16 protein-coding genes are annotated in these 16,920 nt (G+C 68.0%); 8 read left to right on the forward strand and 8 right to left on the reverse strand.

What is annotated here, in order from left to right:
• Nucleotides 1-4: 4 nt before the first annotated feature.
• The 7 genes from sufC (at nucleotide 5) to GGR24_RS04920 (ending at nucleotide 6,015) form a co-directional block, all read left to right on the forward strand.
• Nucleotides 5-754, forward strand: coding sequence for a Fe-S cluster assembly ATPase SufC (sufC, locus tag GGR24_RS04890; protein ID WP_183394119.1), 750 nt, complete (start codon nucleotides 5-7; stop codon nucleotides 752-754).
• 14 nt (nucleotides 755-768) lie between these two features.
• A complete protein-coding gene (gene sufD / locus GGR24_RS04895) occupies nucleotides 769-2,085 on the forward strand; it encodes a Fe-S cluster assembly protein SufD (RefSeq protein WP_183394120.1) in 1,317 nt (438 codons plus the stop codon).
• Between the two features lie 80 nt (nucleotides 2,086-2,165).
• On the forward strand, nucleotides 2,166-3,419 hold the full coding sequence (locus GGR24_RS04900; RefSeq protein ID WP_183394121.1) for a cysteine desulfurase: 1,254 nt from the start codon (nucleotides 2,166-2,168) through the stop codon (nucleotides 3,417-3,419).
• Nucleotides 3,420-3,432: 13 nt separating this feature from the next.
• Nucleotides 3,433-3,801, forward strand: a complete 369-nt coding sequence (locus GGR24_RS04905; RefSeq protein ID WP_183394122.1) for an SUF system Fe-S cluster assembly protein — start codon at nucleotides 3,433-3,435, stop codon at nucleotides 3,799-3,801.
• 55 nt (nucleotides 3,802-3,856) lie between these two features.
• Nucleotides 3,857-4,252 carry a VOC family protein gene (locus tag GGR24_RS04910; RefSeq protein WP_343066197.1) on the forward strand — a complete coding sequence of 132 codons (396 nt, stop codon included), beginning with the start codon at nucleotides 3,857-3,859 and terminating at the stop codon, nucleotides 4,250-4,252.
• 73 nt (nucleotides 4,253-4,325) lie between these two features.
• Nucleotides 4,326-4,712: a Fe-S cluster assembly scaffold SufA gene (sufA, locus tag GGR24_RS04915; protein ID WP_246397935.1), complete on the forward strand. Its 387-nt coding sequence runs from the start codon at nucleotides 4,326-4,328 to the stop codon at nucleotides 4,710-4,712.
• A gap of 187 nt (nucleotides 4,713-4,899) precedes the next feature.
• Nucleotides 4,900-6,015 (forward strand): alkene reductase, encoded by a 1,116-nt coding sequence (locus GGR24_RS04920; RefSeq protein WP_183394123.1) that lies wholly within the window; start codon nucleotides 4,900-4,902, stop codon nucleotides 6,013-6,015.
• Between the two features lie 28 nt (nucleotides 6,016-6,043).
• Here the strand turns inward: GGR24_RS04920 and GGR24_RS04925 are convergent, their stop codons facing one another.
• From GGR24_RS04925 to parE, 4 genes are all read right to left on the reverse strand, one after another.
• Complete coding sequence (locus GGR24_RS04925) at nucleotides 6,044-7,108, reverse strand: GGDEF domain-containing protein (RefSeq protein ID WP_183394124.1); 1,065 nt, start codon at nucleotides 7,106-7,108, stop codon at nucleotides 6,044-6,046.
• Between the two features lie 131 nt (nucleotides 7,109-7,239).
• Nucleotides 7,240-8,736 (reverse strand): DEAD/DEAH box helicase, encoded by a 1,497-nt coding sequence (locus tag GGR24_RS04930; RefSeq protein ID WP_183394125.1) that lies wholly within the window; start codon nucleotides 8,734-8,736, stop codon nucleotides 7,240-7,242.
• A gap of 213 nt (nucleotides 8,737-8,949) precedes the next feature.
• Nucleotides 8,950-9,282, reverse strand: coding sequence for a phospholipase D-like domain-containing protein (locus GGR24_RS17470; RefSeq protein ID WP_210286016.1), 333 nt, complete (start codon nucleotides 9,280-9,282; stop codon nucleotides 8,950-8,952).
• A 287-nt stretch (nucleotides 9,283-9,569) separates the two neighbouring features.
• A complete protein-coding gene (gene parE / locus GGR24_RS04940) occupies nucleotides 9,570-11,609 on the reverse strand; it encodes a DNA topoisomerase IV subunit B (RefSeq protein WP_183394127.1) in 2,040 nt (679 codons plus the stop codon).
• Between the two features lie 131 nt (nucleotides 11,610-11,740).
• Here parE and GGR24_RS04945 point away from each other — a divergent pair, with 131 nt between their 5' ends.
• Nucleotides 11,741-12,679, forward strand: coding sequence for an alpha/beta hydrolase (locus tag GGR24_RS04945; protein WP_183394128.1), 939 nt, complete (start codon nucleotides 11,741-11,743; stop codon nucleotides 12,677-12,679).
• 15 nt (nucleotides 12,680-12,694) lie between these two features.
• Here GGR24_RS04945 and mazG read toward each other — a convergent pair whose 3' ends face one another.
• The 4 genes from mazG to metG form a co-directional block, all read right to left on the reverse strand.
• A complete protein-coding gene (mazG, locus tag GGR24_RS04950; RefSeq protein WP_183394129.1) occupies nucleotides 12,695-13,522 on the reverse strand; it encodes a nucleoside triphosphate pyrophosphohydrolase in 828 nt (275 codons plus the stop codon).
• A 168-nt stretch (nucleotides 13,523-13,690) separates the two neighbouring features.
• The gene (locus GGR24_RS04955) at nucleotides 13,691-14,530 is read right to left on the reverse strand and encodes an MBL fold metallo-hydrolase (protein WP_183394130.1); all 840 of its coding nucleotides are present in this window, start codon (nucleotides 14,528-14,530) and stop codon (nucleotides 13,691-13,693) included.
• Complete coding sequence (locus GGR24_RS04960) at nucleotides 14,527-15,345, reverse strand: TatD family hydrolase (RefSeq protein ID WP_183394131.1); 819 nt, start codon at nucleotides 15,343-15,345, stop codon at nucleotides 14,527-14,529. The genes GGR24_RS04955 and GGR24_RS04960 overlap by 4 nt, the downstream gene beginning before the upstream one ends.
• On the reverse strand, nucleotides 15,342-16,904 hold the full coding sequence (metG, locus tag GGR24_RS04965) for a methionine--tRNA ligase (protein WP_183394132.1): 1,563 nt from the start codon (nucleotides 16,902-16,904) through the stop codon (nucleotides 15,342-15,344). Before metG ends, GGR24_RS04960 begins: the two co-directional genes overlap by 4 nt.
• Nucleotides 16,905-16,920: the final 16 nt, after the last annotated feature.

A 16,920-nucleotide genomic window follows, 5' to 3' on the forward strand; every position in this document is an offset into this window, starting at 1 on the left:
GAAGATGCTCTCGATCAAGAACCTGCACGCCTCAATCGAGGACAAGCAGATCCTCCGGGGGCTCGATCTTGAGGTCAAAGCCGGCGAGGTCCACGCCATCATGGGCCCGAACGGCTCCGGCAAGTCGACGCTGAGCTACGTGCTGGCCGGCAAGGACGACTACGAGGTCACGGAAGGCTCCGCGACGCTGGACGGCCAGGACCTGTTCGCGATGGAGCCCGACGAGCGCGCGGCCGCCGGGCTCTTCCTGGCGTTCCAGTACCCGCTCGAGATTCCGGGCGTCGCCACCATGACGTTCCTGAAGACCGCCCTCAACGCCCAGCGGCGCGCCCGCGGCGAGGCCGAGCTGCCGACCCCCCAGTTCATGAAGCTGGTGCGTGAAAAGGCCGACTCGCTCAGCATTTCCACGGAGATGCTGAAGCGCGGCCTCAATGTCGGCTTCTCGGGCGGCGAGAAGAAGCGCAACGAGGTCCTGCAGATGGCGCTCCTGGAGCCTAAGCTCTGCGTCCTCGACGAAACCGACTCCGGCCTCGACATCGACGCCCTCAGGATCGTGTCGCAGGGCGTCAACGCGCTCAGGGCGCAGAACCGCTCCTTCGTGGTCATCACGCACTACCAGCGCCTGCTCGACCACATCGTTCCGGACGTCGTCCATGTCATGGCGAAGGGCCGGATCGTCCGCACGGGCGGCGCCGAACTCGCCCACGAGCTCGAGGCGCGCGGCTACGCCGATTACCTCGAAGAAGCGGCTTGAGGACCGATCACGCGATGAACGCGGAAGTCCGCCCGATACGCACGGCCGCCGAGTCCGGCCTGATCGAAGCCTTCGAGGCCGCGCGCGCCGCGCTGCCGGGCGGCGAGACGGCCGCGCGGCTGCGCGAGGACGCGTTCCGCGCCTTTGCAGCCAAGGGCTTGCCGAACCGGCGCGTGGAGGAATGGAAGTACACCGACCTCCGCGCGATCATGCGGGAGGCTCGGCCGCTCGTCGTCACCCTCTCCGAGGCCGACGTGGCTGCTTCGCGGGATCTGCTGCCGTTCGGCGACGTGGATGCGGTGCGCATCGTGTTCGTCAATGGCCGCCTGGCGCCGTCGCTCTCGCAGCTCAACGACGCGCCGGAGGGCATACGCATCGTTCTGTTGGCGGACGCGCTCGCGGCTGACGCGCAGCACGCGCTGTTGCTCGAAGGCGCGCCTGCGGACAACGCCGCGATCGCTCTCAACACCGCCTTCGCCTCGGACGGCCTGATGATCTCGGTCGACGAGGGGGTAAGCGTCGTAAAGCCGATCCATGTCGCGAACGTCCAGACCGGCGGAGCGCACGCGGCCTATGGGCGCGTGCTGGTCTCGGTCGGGAAGGGGGCTTCGCTCACGCTTGTGGAAAGCCACTCCGGCGATCCCGCAGGCCACCAGACCAACACCCTGATCGGCCTCGATCTCGCTGACGACGCCAAGGCTACGCATCTGAAGCTGCAGGACGAGGGTCTCGGGACGCTCCACCTCGCCACGTTCGCCGCGCGGCTGGCGGCTCGCTCCGCCTTGACCTCCGTGTCGCTCTCGTCCGGCGCGGCGGCGGCGCGGCAGCAGGTGTTCCTCGCCTTCAAGGGCGAAAAGGCGACCGCCGACATCAACGGCGCGGGCTTCGCAGGCGGCAGGCGACATCTGGATTCGACCCTCGTCATCCATCATGAGGCGCCGGGCTGCGCGAGCCGCGAGCTGTTCAAGACGGCGCTCGACGGCGAAGCCCGCTCGGTGTTCCAGGGCAAGATCGTCGTCCAGCCGGTTGCGCAGAAGACCGACGGCAAGATGATGGCGAAGGCGCTGCTCCTGTCGAACGACGCCGAAGCCGACGCCAAGCCGGAGCTGGAGATCTTTGCGGACGACGTCGTCTGCGGGCACGGCGCGACCGTCGGCGCGATCGACGACGAACTGCTGTTCTACCTCATGTCGCGGGGCCTCCCCAAAGCCGAGGCCGAGGCGCTCCTGGTGCAGGCCTTCGTGGGCGAGGTGCTCGAGTCGGTCGAACATGACCAGCTCCGCGACGCGCTTTCGGCGCGCGCCGAGCGCTGGCTGCGCGAGCGCGACTGAGGCAGGGCTCGCCGGGAAGGTCCTGGTCATAAACTTCGCTGCGGCCTTGCGTTCGCGGCCGCAGCGGTTAGATCAAGCCCATGTCCCTCGCCGAAAATCTCCGGTCCGCCGCCGCGCCCTACGACGTCGACCGTCTTCGCGCGGACTTTCCGGCGCTAAGCCTGAAGGTTCACGGAAAGCCGCTGGTCTATCTCGACAACGGCGCCTCGGCTCAGAAGCCGGTCCAGGTGCTGGACCGGATGCGGCGCGCTTACGAGACCGAATATTCCAACGTTCATCGTGGCTTGCACCACCTCGCCAACGCCGCGACGGAGGCGTTCGAAGAGGCGCGCGAGCGGGTTCGCAGCTTCCTGAACGCAGGCTCGATCGACCAGATCGTCTTCACGCGATCGGCCACCGAGTCGATCAACCTCGTGGCGAATGGCGTAGGCCTCGGCGGCATCCGCGAGGGCGACGAGATCGTGCTCTCGATCATGGAGCACCACTCCAACGTCGTTCCCTGGCACTTCCTGCGAGAGCGCCGCGGCGCCGTCTTGAAGTGGGTGCAGGTGCGCGAGGATGGCTCCTTCGATCTCGACGCCTTCGAGGCGGCGCTGACCGAGCGGACGAAGTTCGTCGCCATCACGCAGATGTCGAACGTGCTGGGCACTGTCGTGCCGGTGAAGGAGGTCTGCCGCCTAGCACATGAGCGCGGCGCGCAGGTGCTGGTCGACGGCAGCCAGGGCGCGGTCCACCTCGCTCCGGACGTTCAGGACATCGACTGCGACTACTACGTCTTCACCGGCCACAAGGTGTACGGGCCGACTGGCATCGGCGTGCTCTACGGCAAGAAGGAGCGGCTCGAGGCGCTCGCGCCGTTCAACGGCGGCGGCGAGATGATCCGCGACGTCACCGAGGAACTCGTGACCTATGGCGATCCGCCGCACCGTTTCGAGGCCGGGACGCCGCCGATCGTTCAGGCGATAGGGCTTGGCGAGGCGCTCGAGTACATGCGCAGCGTCGGGCGGGAAGCCATCGCGGCGCACGAGACCGCGCTTCGCGACTACGCACATCAGAGGCTCGGCGCCATCAACGCCGTCCGAATCTTCGGGCAGGCGCCGGGGAAGGGCGCGATCGTCTCGTTCAATCTGGAAGGCGCCCACGCTCACGACGTCGCCACAGTGCTGGATCGGTCCGGCGTGGCGGTTCGCGCGGGCACGCATTGCGCTCAACCGCTGTTGAAGCGGCTCGGCGTGACGTCGACGTGCCGTGCGTCCTTCGCGCTTTACAACACGACGGACGAGATCGATCGTCTGGCTGAGGCGCTGACCAGGGCGCGAGACCTGTTCGCTTGAGAGAGGCTCGACCATGAGCGACGTAGCGACGGCCCCAACTCCGGTCGCAGGAGACACCGCGATTCCGGCCGAGGAGCTCACGCGGCTGACGGACGACATCGTCTCTGCGCTTAAGACTGTCTACGATCCCGAGATCCCCGTGGACATCTACGAGCTCGGCCTGGTGTACCGGATCGATATCGCGGACAGCCGCGACGTCACGATCGACATGACGCTGACCGCGCCGGGGTGCCCTGTCGCCGGGGAGATGCCGGAATGGGTGGTGAACGCCGTCGGCGCGATTCCCGGCGTCGGCAAAGTCGACGTCAACATGGTCTTCGACCCGCCCTGGGATCAGAGCCGCATGTCGGACGAGGCCCGGGTCGCGCTCGACATGTGGTGAGGCGGCTCTGAGCGCCGATCCCATTCAGGGCGCTGCTGCGCCACGCCTCACGGGCGTGATCGAGACCGCGATCTACGTCGAGAGCCTTGATCGCGCGGTCGCGTTCTACGACCGCCTGTTCGCCTTGCCGCACCTGTTCGAGAACGACGCGCTGGTGGCGCTCGACGTCGCCGGCCGGAGCGTTCTGCTGCTGTTCGCCCGCGGAGCTTCCGCGCAAGCCCAGACGCCGCCCGGCGGCGTCATTCCCGGTCATGACGCCTCCGGCCGCATCCACTTCGCGTTCGCCGCCGACGACGATCAGCTTCCGCTGTGGGAGGCGCGGCTGGCGGAGGAGGGGGTGCCGATCGAGGGCCGGGTGACCTGGCCACGCGGAGGGACCAGCGTGTATTTTCGAGACCCGGACGGCAATCTGCTGGAGATCGCCACGCCGGGGATCTGGACGACCTACTGAAGCGGGCCGTGCGCCTCGATAAAGTCGCCGCCCGCCACTATATTCGCGAGGGCGGATCAAGGGAGTAGAGGACATGGCGTCGACGCGTCCGCGTCCCAAGGTGATGAGCATGACCGATCGCGCCGCCGAGCGCGTGCGCTCGGTCATCGAGCGATCCGAGACGCCTGTGTTCGGCCTCCGCATCGGCGTGAAGACCGGCGGCTGCGCCGGCATGGAGTACACGCTGGAATACGCGGCCGAGCCCGGTCCGGCGGACGAGGTCGTGGAGGAGAAGGGCGTCCGGGTCCTCATCGACCCGAAGGCGATCCTTTATCTGCTCGGCACCGAGATGGACTTCGTGACCGAGAAGCTCACCCAGCGCTTCGTGTTCAACAATCCGAATCAGACGTCCGCCTGCGGCTGCGGCGAATCCGTCGCCATTACGCCCGCGCGTCCGGACAGCTACGTCCCGGCCGCCTGAGCCGAGCCTCTCGGGCCGGCCGCGGGCGGGTTCGCCCCGGGCGGCGCCCGCTCCAGACTGTTGCTTGCGCCGCTGCAAGGTAGAGCTTCCGCGGCAGTTCGTCCGAAAGGGATGCGACTTCGCGCAGAGCGCCTATGTGGGAAGCGACGCCGCCGCTCCGGCGGCCCCAAGCTCTGGAGTCTCTTTCATGCCGAACGTCGACGTGCTCTTCGAGCCGCTCGCCATGGGCTCGCTCACGCTTCCGAACCGGATCGTGATGGCGCCCCTGACAAGATCGCGCGCAGATCACAAGACGCTCGCGCCGCACGACCTCAACGCGACCTATTACGCTCAGCGCGCCGACGCCGGCCTGATCATCGCCGAGGCGACGCAGATCATGCCGGAAGCGCAGGGCTACGCCTGGACGCCCGGCGTCTACTCGCCCGAACAAATCGCGGGCTGGCGCAAGGTCACGGACGCCGTGCATGCGAAGGGCGGCCGCATCGTGCTGCAGCTCTGGCATGTCGGCCGCATCTCCCATCCGGATCTGCAGCCCGGCGGCGCGGCGCCGGTGGCGCCGTCGGCGATAAAGCCGGAAGGGGCGGCGTTCACCGAGAGCGGCTTCAAGCCTTTCGAGACGCCGCGCGCCCTCGAACTGGAAGAGATTGCGGGCATCGTCGCCCAATTCGGCAAGGCGGCGGCCAACGCCGTCGAGGCCGGATTCGACGGCGTCGAGATTCATGGCGCCAACGGCTATCTGATCGACCAGTTCCTGCGCGACAAGACGAACAAGCGGACGGATGCATATGGCGGGTCGATCGAGAACCGCACGCGGTTTCTCGTCGAGGCGACGGAGGCCGCGGCGCGTGCGATCGGGCGGGAGCGCGTGGGCGTCAGACTCTCGCCCCTGAGCCCGTTCAACGACATTTCGGACTCGAACCCGGAGCCGCTGTTTGTCCGCGCCGTCGAGCGCCTGTCGGAGATCGGCGTCGCGTACATCCACGTCATCGAAGGCGAGACGCAGGGGGCCCGCGCTCCGGAGGGCGGCTTCGACCTCTCTCGCCTCCGTCAGGCGTTCAAGGGCGTCTATATCGGGAACAACAACTACGACCCGGCTCTCGCGGCTGAGCGCGTCGCGTCTGGCGCGGTCGATCTGGTCGCTTTCGGCCGCCCCTTCATCGCCAATCCCGACCTCGTCCAGCGCATTCGCATCGGCGCGCCGCTCGCGAAGCCCGACCGCGACACGCTCTATGGCGGCGGGGCGGCTGGCTATACGGATTACCCGACGCTCACTGAAGCGGATCAGGCGCGAGAAGTGGCCTGATCATCAGGCCTCCGGAGCTGCGCCGTCGTCAGGCGACCCTGGCGGCGGCGGGCTCCATCGCGCGCGCGTCGTCCTCGGCGACCACAAGGTTCCGCCCGCACCGCTTCGCGACATACATGCAGCTGTCCGCGCGGTCGAGGATGCTCTGGGCGCTGTCGCCGCGCCGCCATGTTGCGACTCCGACGGACACCGTGATGCGGCCGAGGTGCTCCCCGGTCGATCGTTTCACGAGGTCCTTGGCCATCACCGCGCGGCGGATGCGCTCGCCTATCGCGGCCGCGGCCGAGAGGGGCGTGTCGGGCAGCACGATCGCGAACTCCTCTCCGCCGAAACGCGCCGTGACGTCTTCGTTCTTGGCGTTCTGCTTCAGCGCGAGCGCGACGAGCCGGAGCACCTGGTCTCCGGTCAGGTGGCCGTAATTGTCGTTGAAGGCCTTGAAGTGATCGATGTCGATGATCAGCAGCGAGAACCGCTGGCCGCGCGTCGCCTCGATCAGGTTCTGTTCAAGCGCCCCCTGAAGAAACTTGCGATTGGCGAGCCCCGTCAGCGGGTCCGTCAGTGACTCCGCGCGGATCACCTCGAGCGTGTTGTGGAGTTCCTGCATCTCGTCATGGGAGGCGGCGAGCTGGCGCTCGAGCTCGCGCGTCCGGTCGACCATGCGCTCGGTAGTGTCCCGCAATCCTCTCGCAAGCTCGCCCAGCGCCTGTCCAACCGGGCCGAGACGATCCGCTTCCGCCGAAACCCGCTGCAGCGTGGCTGCGTAGTCATCGCTCGACTTGCGCGCGTCCTTCAGAACGTCGGCGACTTCCGCGATTTCTGTGAGGATGCGCGAGCCGACATGGTCGACTCGCTCCGAGAGTCGAAGCGGCGAAAGATAAGTTTCGTAGAGCAGGTCGAGATCGGCTTCCGAGATCGATGGATCGCGGTCGAGCGTCTCGTTCACCGCGCGATTGAGAGCCGCGTTGTAGCCCGTCGCGTAAGTATACCAGAACTCGTAATTCCGGGGATATGCAGGATGGCGGTGCACCCTGAGACGCTGGATCGCCGCCTCGCAGAACGCGATGGTGCGGTCGAAATCACTCGCGCCGCTCATCTTCCAAGGCCCCCATACTCGCGACTTCACTGAGGCGCTTCGTGGAGCGATCTTGGCCGCACCGGCAAGTGCCGGTGCGTACATTCTTGCCTAATCCGTAAAGGCCAAGTTACGAACGAGCGGAGCGAGGGTCACGCCCGCTTGGCGCGTGCGGGCCGAAGAAGAAAGGCCGGCACGTGATCCCCGAGACCTACGACGCGTTCGTCTCCGCCTGAGGCCTGAGGACGGCGCTCGACGGGGGCCGGAGCAGCGCGCTCGACGCTCGGAGCACGGCGCTGGCGCGGCGCGACGGCGCGGGGCGCTTCCGTCACCTGCGGCGCCTCGGTCGCCCGCGGCGCGGGGGAAGCGGCGGGCTCGCCTGCCGCACGCTCGGCGTTCCGCTCGGACGCCGCCGAACGGCGCGGTCCGCGCGCCGGCCGTGCGGTTTCCGCCGCGCTCTCGGCGCGGGGGCGGCGCGTGCTCCTGGAACGGGAGCCTTTGGCTTCGGCGGCGGCCTCGAGGTCGACCGGCGCGCCCTGCCACGGGATCGAGGACTGCGTGAGTTTCTCGATGGCGCCGAGATGCTTTGCGTCGGAAGGCGTGACGAGGCTGATGGCGACGCCGCTAAGGCCCGCGCGCCCCGTGCGGCCGATACGATGCACATAGTCTTCCGCGTGGATCGGCACGTCGTAGTTGATGACATGGCTGACTGCCGGGATGTCCAGGCCGCGGGCCGCCACGTCGCTCGCCACAAGAAGATCGACTTCGCCGTTCTTGAAGCTGTCGAGCGCCGCCATGCGGGCGCGCTGGTCGAGATCGCCATGCAGCGCGGCGACCTTGAAGTTGTGCTGCTGGAGCGACTTGTAGACGACTGCGACGTCTCGCTTGCGGTTGCAGAAGATGATGGCGTTCTTGAAGTCCGTGGCGTCCTGGATGACGCGGCGGAGCGCCGCCCGCTTGAGGGCGGGCTCGTCTTCCGTCGCGACCAGCAACTGCGTCACGGTCGCCGCCGTCGTCGAAGGGCGAGCCACCTCGATGCGAACCGGATCGCGGAGGAACTGCTTGGTCAGCCGCTGAATCTCCGGCGGCATGGTGGCCGAGAAGAACAGCGTCTGACGGGAAGGCGGGATCAGCTTGCAGATGCGCTCGATGTCCGGGATGAAGCCCATGTCGAGCATGCGGTCCGCCTCGTCGATGACCAGGATCTCGATACCGGTCAGCAGCAGGCGGCCCCGCTCGAAATGGTCGAGCAGACGGCCAGGCGTCGCGATCAGCACATCGACGCCGCGGGTGAGCTTCGCGTCCTGATCGCCAAAGGAGACGCCGCCGATCAGGAGAGCCATCGAAAGCTTATGGTTCTGGCCGTACTTGCCGAAGCTTTCCTCGACCTGCGCTGCGAGCTCGCGCGTCGGCTCCAGAATGAGCGTACGGGGCATGCGGGCCCGCGCGCGGCCCTGCTCGAGAAGCGTCAGCATCGGAAGGGTGAACGAGGCCGTCTTGCCCGTGCCGGTCTGCGCGATGCCGAGGACGTCCTTGCCCTGCAGCACGTGGGGGATAGCAGCCGCCTGGATCGGCGTGGGCTCGGTGTAGCCCGACGTCTCGACGGCGGCGAGCACCTTCGGGCTCAGTCCAAGTTGTGAAAAAGTCATGACGTCCTTAAAGCCGGCCGGCTAGGGGAGGGCGCGGCGCCAGAGCGCCGCGATTGCTCGCCTCGAGGCGCGCGCCATCGCGCAGCGCCCACGATCTACGTTGGGAAATGAGGCTTTAGGGGCTGATTGTCAATCGCCCGGCCGGGAAACCGCCATCGTAGCCGGCGGCCGCGGCGGGACCGCGGTCGCTGGCGGGCGTTTCGAGGGCGATCGTCAGTTCGTGGCGGGACCAAAACGGGCGTCGCCGGGCTCGCCGATCACGATCACCCAGGTGTCGCGCATCCCGTCCTTGTCCGGAATCGTGTCCAAAAACACGGTGACGCCGGTGTCCGCCGGCTCGGCGCGGACGTCTCCGAAGGTGAGTTCGGCCGCGTCAGGATCCTGGAGTTCCTTGGTCTCGACGACGCGGAAGTCCGGCTCCTCGAGCCACTGCACGTAGAAGCGCTGACGATCACCGTTGAGCACGCCGATCACGCGTGAGAAGCCACGCTTTCCGTCCGCCTCCCAAGGCCCGCCCACCCGGAGCGCGATGACCTGGGCGGGCACTGCCAGAACGTCGTCCGTCTTCGACGCGTCCGCAGAAGGAGAGGGGGCCCCGCCCTCGGGCGGAACGGGCTGTTCGGGCCTGACCGGGCCGGGATCGATCTTGTCGGGCGGGGCCGTCGGGGAGGCGGGCGGCGCAGGCGGCGGCGGGGTTTGTGCGAAGGCAGGCGCTGCCGCCGCGGCCAGGGCGAAGGCGAAGATCAGTCTCAGGCGGCGTCGCATTGCAGACTCCGATCCGGGAACCGTTCGGCCGTTATAGGGCCGTGCGCCGCGAAGGCACGGGGCCTCGCCTACACGTCGACCAGTTCGGCCGCGAAGGGCGCCCGTTCCTGAATGAAGCGGAAGCGCGCGTCCGGCTTCGTTCCCATAAGGCGCTCGACGGCGTCGCGCGTCGGGTCCTCTTCGGACTGCTCGACGGTGACCCGCAGCAGCGTGCGCCGCGCCGGGTCCATCGTGGTCTCCCGCAACTGAGCCGGCATCATTTCGCCTAGGCCTTTGAAGCGGCCGATCTCGACGTTCTTCCCCTTGAACCGCTTAGCCAGGAGCTCGTCCTTATGGGCGTCGTCGCGCGCATAGATGGTCACGCCGCCATGGCTCAGCCGGTAAAGCGGAGGCACGGCGAGGAACAGGTGCCCGTTGCGGATCAGGTCCGGAAGCTCCCGGAAGAAGAAGGTCATCAGAAGAGAGGCGATGTGCGCGCCGTCGACGTCGGCGTCGGTCATCACGATCACGCGGTCATACCGGAGATCGGCGTCGGAGTAGCGCGAGCGGGTGCCGCAGCCGAGAGCCAGCAGCAGGTCCGCGAGTTGCTGGTTCTGGGCCAGCTTGTCGGCGCCCGCGCTCGCGACGTTGAGGATCTTGCCCCGGAGCGGAAGCACCGCCTGGGTGGCGCGGTCGCGCGCCTGCTTGGCGGAGCCGCCGGCGGAATCGCCCTCGACGATGAAGAGTTCTGAACCCTTCGCGCCGGCCTGGCTGCAATCGGCCAGCTTGCCCGGCAGGCGGAGCTTGCGGGTGGCGGTCTTGCGCGCGACATCCTTTTCCTGCCGGCGCCGCAGACGTTCCTCGCCCCGCAGGATGACGCTCTCGAGCAGCCGGTTGGCTTGCTGCGGGGAGGCCGCAAGCCAGTGGTCGAAAGCGTCCTTGACCGCTTGTTCGACGATGCGCGAGGCCTCGGCCGTGGCCAGCCGCTCCTTGGTCTGGCCCTGGAATTCCGGTTCGCGGATGAAGGCGGACAGCATCGCGGCCGCGCCTTGCATCACATCCTCGCCGGTCAGAATCGCGGCGCGCTTGTTGTTGACGAGCTCCGCATAGCCGCGCAGTCCGCGCAGCAGCGCCATCCGCAGGCCGTTCTCGTGGGTGCCGCCTTCGGGCGTTGGGATGGTGTTGCAGTAGGAGCGGCAGAAGCCGTCTTCGCCGTCATCAGTCCAGGCGACCGCCCATTCCACGGAGCCGTGGCCGCCGGGCTTCTTGTGCGAGCCGGCGAACAGCTCCGCGGACAGCTCCCGGTCGGCCAGGCTCGCGGCGAGAAAGTCCTTCAGGCCGCCCGGGAAGTGCAGCGTCGCGCGCTCCGGCGTGTCGTCGCCTGCCGGGATCAGTTCCGCGGGACAGGTCCACCGGATCTCGACGCCCGAGAACAGGTAAGCCTTCGAGCGGGTCATGCGGTAGAGGCGGGCGGGCTGCAGCCGGGCGCCGTCACCGAAGATCTGGGTGTCGGGAAGAAACCGGACCTTTGTGCCGCGCCGGTTGTGGACGGGGCCGATCTCCTCGAGGCCTCCCAGCGGGACGCCTCGCGCGAACGACTGCCGGTAGAGCCGTTGGTTGCGCGCGACCTCGACCTCGAGCCGTTCAGACAGCGCGTTGACCACCGAGACGCCGACGCCGTGCAGGCCGCCGCTGGTCTCGTAGACCTTGGAGTCGAACTTCCCACCCGAATGCAGGGTGGTCATGATGACCTCGAGCGCCGATTTCTCGGGAAACTTGGGGTGCGGGTCGATCGGGACGCCGCGGCCGTTGTCCGTGACGGTGACCGAGCCGTCCGCGCCCACGTCGACCGCGATGAAGGTGGCGTGACCAGCGACCGCCTCGTCCATCGCGTTGTCGATCACCTCGGCGAAGAGGTGGTGCAGCGCCTTCTCGTCGGTGCCGCCGATATACATGCCCGGGCGCCGGCGGACCGGCTCCAGACCTTCGAGCACCTCGATGTCGGCCGCCGTATAGCTCGCCTCGGCCGGCGCGGCGGCGCGGGGCAGGGCGCGCGCGGCCTCCCGCGCGCCGGAACGGCGCGGCGCTTCCGGGGTCGCTCCGGCAAAAAGATCGTTGGTCTTGGCCATTCTCAGATCGCTGATTCGCTCTGACATGCGAGCGACAACATTCTTGCATATGCGAAGTGGCGGCGCCTCCTCGCCGGCGGAGCCGTCGCGCTTCGCGTGGAGCGCCTGTCGCCGCGCGTCGAGATCCACGCATGCCCGCAGCCGCCAGCGCCCGTGCGCGACTTCTACGCTTCTTCATGCGGCACGCCATCAAGACGCGCATGCACGCCAAGCCCGATCTTGGGCGGATACGGCGCTCCATGGAGCTCGTGGCGCGCTACGCCCCGGATCGGCCGAGAGGCGTCGCCATGCGGAAAGGCGTTCTGGCGGGCGTGCCCGTGGAGTGCAGCGCGCCCTCGGGCCACGTGACGGACCGGCGGATCCTTTACCTCCACGGCGGCGGCTTCGTTTCGGGCTCGCCTCGCACCCATCGCGGCATAGCCGGGAGGATCGCTCGGGGGGCGGACGCCCGGGTCGCGGTCATCGACTATCGGCTTGCGCCGGAGCACCCGTTCCCGGCCGCGCTGGAGGACGCCGCCGCGGCGTATCGCGCGCTACTGGAGCAGGGGGCGCCGCCGTCGCGCCTGGCGCTGGTGGGCGACTCGGCCGGCGGCAATCTGGTCTTCGCGCTGCTGCTCAAGCTGAAGGAGGAGGGCGCGCCGATGCCGGCGGCGGCGGTCGCGATGTCGCCTTTCGTCGACCTGACCGGCGGGGGCGAGAGCCTGCGGACGAACGCCGCGCTCGACCCACTGCTGCATGTCGCCGGTCTACCGGCCGTCCTCGACGCTTATGCTCCGAAGCGCGACCTCAAGAACCCCCTGCTGTCGCCGCTTTTCGGGGACCTGAAAGGCCTGCCGCCTTGCCTGATCCAGTGCGGCAGCGACGAGATCCTGTGCGATGACGCCGTGAGAATGCAGCGGGCGCTGCAACGCGCCGGGGTGGACGCCGAACTCGAGGTCTGGAGCGAGATGCCCCACGTCTGGCAGGCTTTCGCCCGGTTGATCCCGGAGGGCCGGACGGCCCTTGAGCGGATCTGCCGTTTCCTTCGGGAGCGGATGGACGACGGAGTCCGGGCAGGGCACGCGGCGTGAGGGCAGGGCGTGGCCCTACCCCGCTGCGCCCCGCTCGACCGCCTTGGCGCGGTTCCACAATTGGTCCATCTCGTCGAGATCGCTGTCCGCAGGCGTTTTCCCCAGCTTCGCAAGCTCTTGCTCGATGGAGCGGAAGCGGCGCTCGAACTTTGCGTTGGAGCGCCGGACAGCCGCCTCGGGGTCGACGCCCACGTGCCGGGCAAGATTCGCCACAGCGCACAGCAGGTCGCCGATCTCGTCCTCCATCGCGTCCTTGTCGCCCGACGAAACCGCCTCCGCGACTTCGTCCATCTCCTCGCGCACCTTGCCGATCACCAGCGAGACGTCGTCCCAGTCGAAGCCCACCGTGGCGACCTTGGCCTGAAGCTTTACAGCGCGCGTGAGGCCGGGCAGGGCGACCGCGACGCCGTCCATCATGCTCGGCGCAGGCGCGGCGTGGTCGCCTCGCGCGGCGGCCCGCTCGGCCTTCTCCTCCGCCTTGATGGAGTCCCAAAGTCGGGCCACCGCGTCAGGGGCCAGATCACGCGCCTCTCCGAAGACATGCGGATGGCGGCGGATCAGCTTGCGGGTGACGCCTTCGACGACGTCTCCGAACGCAAACGCGTCGCGCTCCTCCGCCATGCGGGAGTGGTAGACCACCTGCAGGAGCAGGTCGCCCAACTCTTCCTTCAGATCCAGCAGATCGCCGCGCTGGATCGCGTCCGCGACCTCGTAGGCCTCTTCGATCGTGTAGAGAGCGATCGTCTCGAAGGTCTGCTCGAGATCCCAGGGGCAGCCGGTCCCTGGTTCGCGCAGCGCGGCCATGATCTGGATCAGGCGGGCGATGTCGCGAGAGGGCGTCATTGGGGTCTCCGGCAAGGGCGTCCGAGACGTGCCCGTGGCCGCCCGGCTGGTCAAGGCGCGGCCGCCGCGAGGTCAGCGCAGCAGGCGCGTCAACACCCCAGCATGAGTCGCATAAGATATATTATGGAACTTATTCGGCTGCCCGGATCGCCGTTGCGGGCCCTGCTGTCAGGAAACCGCCTCGCGGTCCCCTGCGGTCTTGGCGGCCGTCGTAGCGCTTTCGATGACGAGACCGTCGAACGCGACGTCGACTGATGGCGGCAGGCTGGCCTTCAAGGTGGCGTAGTCGAGATCCGTATGGAGATTGGTCAGGATGGCGCGGCGGGGCTTCAGCCGCTCGATCCAGCCCAGCGCGTCGCTGACCGAGAAATGGCTCGGATGCGGCGTGTGCCGGAGCGCGTCGACGATCCAGACGTCGAGGCCTTCCAGATAGGCCTGCGACCATTTCGGGATCTCGTTGACGTCCGGCGTGTAAGCGACGTCGCCGAACCGGAAGCCCAAGGCGCGCTCACGTCCGTGAACGAGAGCGATCGGCAAGGCCTCAAGCTCGCCGCCGGGGCCGTCGATGCCGGCCGGCCGGCCGATATGCAGCCGACGCTCGTTCAGGATCGGCGGATAGTCGCTGCCAGGCGGCGTCTTGAAGACGTAGCCGAAGCGGCCGTTGAGAAACCCGGACATCTGCTCGTCGCACCAGATGTCGACGCGGCCGCGCGCGTGGATCGCCAGCGGACGGAGATCATCGATCCCGTGCGTGTGGTCGGCGTGTTCATGTGTGTAGAGGACGCCGTCCACGCGCTCGACGCCCGCGTCGATCAACTGCTCGCGCAGGTCGGCCCCGGTGTCGACGACGACCCGCGTGACGCCGTCCTCTCCCAGCCGCTCGACCATGATCGAGCAGCGGCGGCGGCGATTCCGCGGCTCATTCGGGTCGCAGGCGCCCCAGCCGCTCGCGACCCGCGGGACGCCGCCGGAGGAGCCGCAGCCGAGGATCGTGACGCGCAGCCTCACGCGGCCGCCGAGTCCGTCGAGCTCACTAGAGCATTCCTGTCTGTCTTATTGAAAAGACGGAAGAAATTGTCCGTTGTTATGCGGCGCGCCTCGTCTTCGCTCCAGCCGCGCGTCGCGGCCAGCACAGCGGCCGTTCGGGCGGTGTAGGCCGGCTCGTTACGCTTGCCACGAAATGGATCGGGGGCGAGGTACGGCGCGTCGGTCTCGACCAGCAGCCGGTCCGCGGGCAGCTCGGCCGCGATCGCCCGAAGTTCGTCGGACTTCTTGAACGTCAGGATGCCCGAGAAGGAGACATAGAGGCCGAGCGCGACGCCGCGGCGCGCAAGCTCGGCGCCGGAAGAAAAGCAGTGCAAGACGGCAGGGAAGGCCCCCTTCCCCGCCTCGTCCTCCAGAACCTCGATCATCCTCTCGTCGGCCGACCGGGAGTGGATCACCAGCGGAAGGCCGGTCTCGCGCGCGGCCGCGATGTGCGCGCGAAAGCCCTGTTCCTGCGCTTCCGGCGGGCTGGTGTCGTAATGGAAATCCAGGCCGGCCTCGCCGAAGCCCACGATCTTGGGGTGCTGGGCAAGCCGGATCAGGTCGTCCGTCGTGACGTCGAGCTCCTCATGCGCGTTCTGCGGGTGCGTGCCGACCGTGCCGAACACGTTCGGATAGCGCTCGACAAGCGACAGGACGCGGTCGAACTGCTTCACGCGCGTCGAGATCGTCACCATCAGGCCGACGCCCGCCTCGATCGCGCGCGCGACCACTGCGTCGCGTTCCGGGGCGAAGTCCTGGAAATCAAGGTGGCAGTGGCTGTCGACCAGCGGGGTCACGACGCCGCCTCCGCCGCAGGCTCGACATAGCGCGGGAAGACCGGCTGAGGCGCCGGCAGCGATGCGCCCGGAACGAGACGGCCGCCCTCGCCGAGCGCTGCGAACTCGCGTTTCTCGAGCGGCGTGCCGAGCAAGTCGAGCAGCTTCGAGGACGCTTCCGGCATGAAGGGCTGCGTCAGGATCGAGACCTGCCGCACGACCTCGAGCGTGACGTAGAGCACGGTGGCCATGCGCTCCGGGTCCGTCTTCTTCAGCGCCCACGGTTCCTGGCCCGCGAAGTAGCGGTTGGCGTCAGCCACCACGGCCCAGATCGTCGCCAGCGCATTGTGGAGCGCGAGATCGTCGAAGGCTGCGCGCACTTTGCCGCGGAGGCTGTCGGCCGCGGCGAGCAGCGTGCGGTCCGCCTCCGAGAAGTCGCCGGGCGAGGGCGCCCTGCCCTCGCAGTTTCGCGCCACCATCGAAAGCGAGCGCTGCGCGAGATTGCCGAGGTCATTGGCGAGGTCGGCGTTGATCCGCCCCACGATGGCGTCGTGGCTGTAGGCGCCGTCCTGGCCGAACGGCACCTCGCGAAGCAGGAAGTAGCGCACCTGGTCCGCGCCATAGCCCTCCGCCAACGCCAGGGGGTCGACCACATTGCCGACCGACTTCGACATCTTCTCCCCTCGAAAGTAGAGGAAACCGTGCGCGAAGACGCGCCCGGGCAGCGGCAGACCGGCCGATATCAGGAAGGCCGGCCAGAACACCGTGTGGAAGCGGATGATGTCCTTGCCGATGACGTGCAGGTTCGCCGGCCAGTAGCGCTCGAAGCTCGGCGTGTCGTCTGGGAAGCCGCAGCCGGTGAGGTAATTCGTCAGCGCGTCGACCCAGACATACATGACATGCTTCGGATCGCCCGGAACCGGCACGCCCCAGTTGAAGGTGGTGCGGCTGATCGAAAGGTCAGAGAGCCCCCTCTTCACGAAGGCCAGCACCTCGTTCCGGCGCGCATCGGGACCGATGAAGCCGGGTTGCTCCTCGTAGAGCTTTAGAAGCCGCTCCTGATAGGCCGACAGGCGGAAGAAGTAGCTCTCCTCGACGACCCACTCGACCGGCGCTCCGGTCGGCGCCCTGCGCCCGCCGTCCTCACCGAGGGTGGTTTCGCTTTCGTCGAAATACGCCTCGTCGCGGACCGAGTACCAGCCCTCGTACTTCCCGAGATAGATGTCTCCGGCCTCAGTCATGCGCCGCCAGAGCTCCTGGCTGGCGGCATAGTGGTCGGCGTCGGTGGTGCGGATGAAGCGGTCGAACGAGACGCCGTAGCGCTCGTCCATGGCGCGGAAGCTTTCTGCGTTGCGGGTCGCCCATTCGAGCGGCGTCACGCCCTCGCGCGCCGCCGTCTGGGCCATCTTAAGCCCGTGCTCGTCGGTGCCGGTCAGGAACCGCACATCGCGGCCGTCCAGACGGTGGAAGCGCGCCACCGCGTCTGTCGCGACGGCCTCGTAGAGGTGGCCGATATGCGGCGCGCCATTCGGATAGGCGATGGCGGTCGTGACGTAGAAGGGCGGTTTGGCGTCCGACATTCCGGGCTCGGGTTTC

The sequence above is a fragment of the Hansschlegelia beijingensis genome (genome assembly GCF_014196425.1).
GTDB classification, from domain to species: Bacteria; Pseudomonadota; Alphaproteobacteria; order Rhizobiales; family Methylopilaceae; genus Methylopila; species Methylopila beijingensis.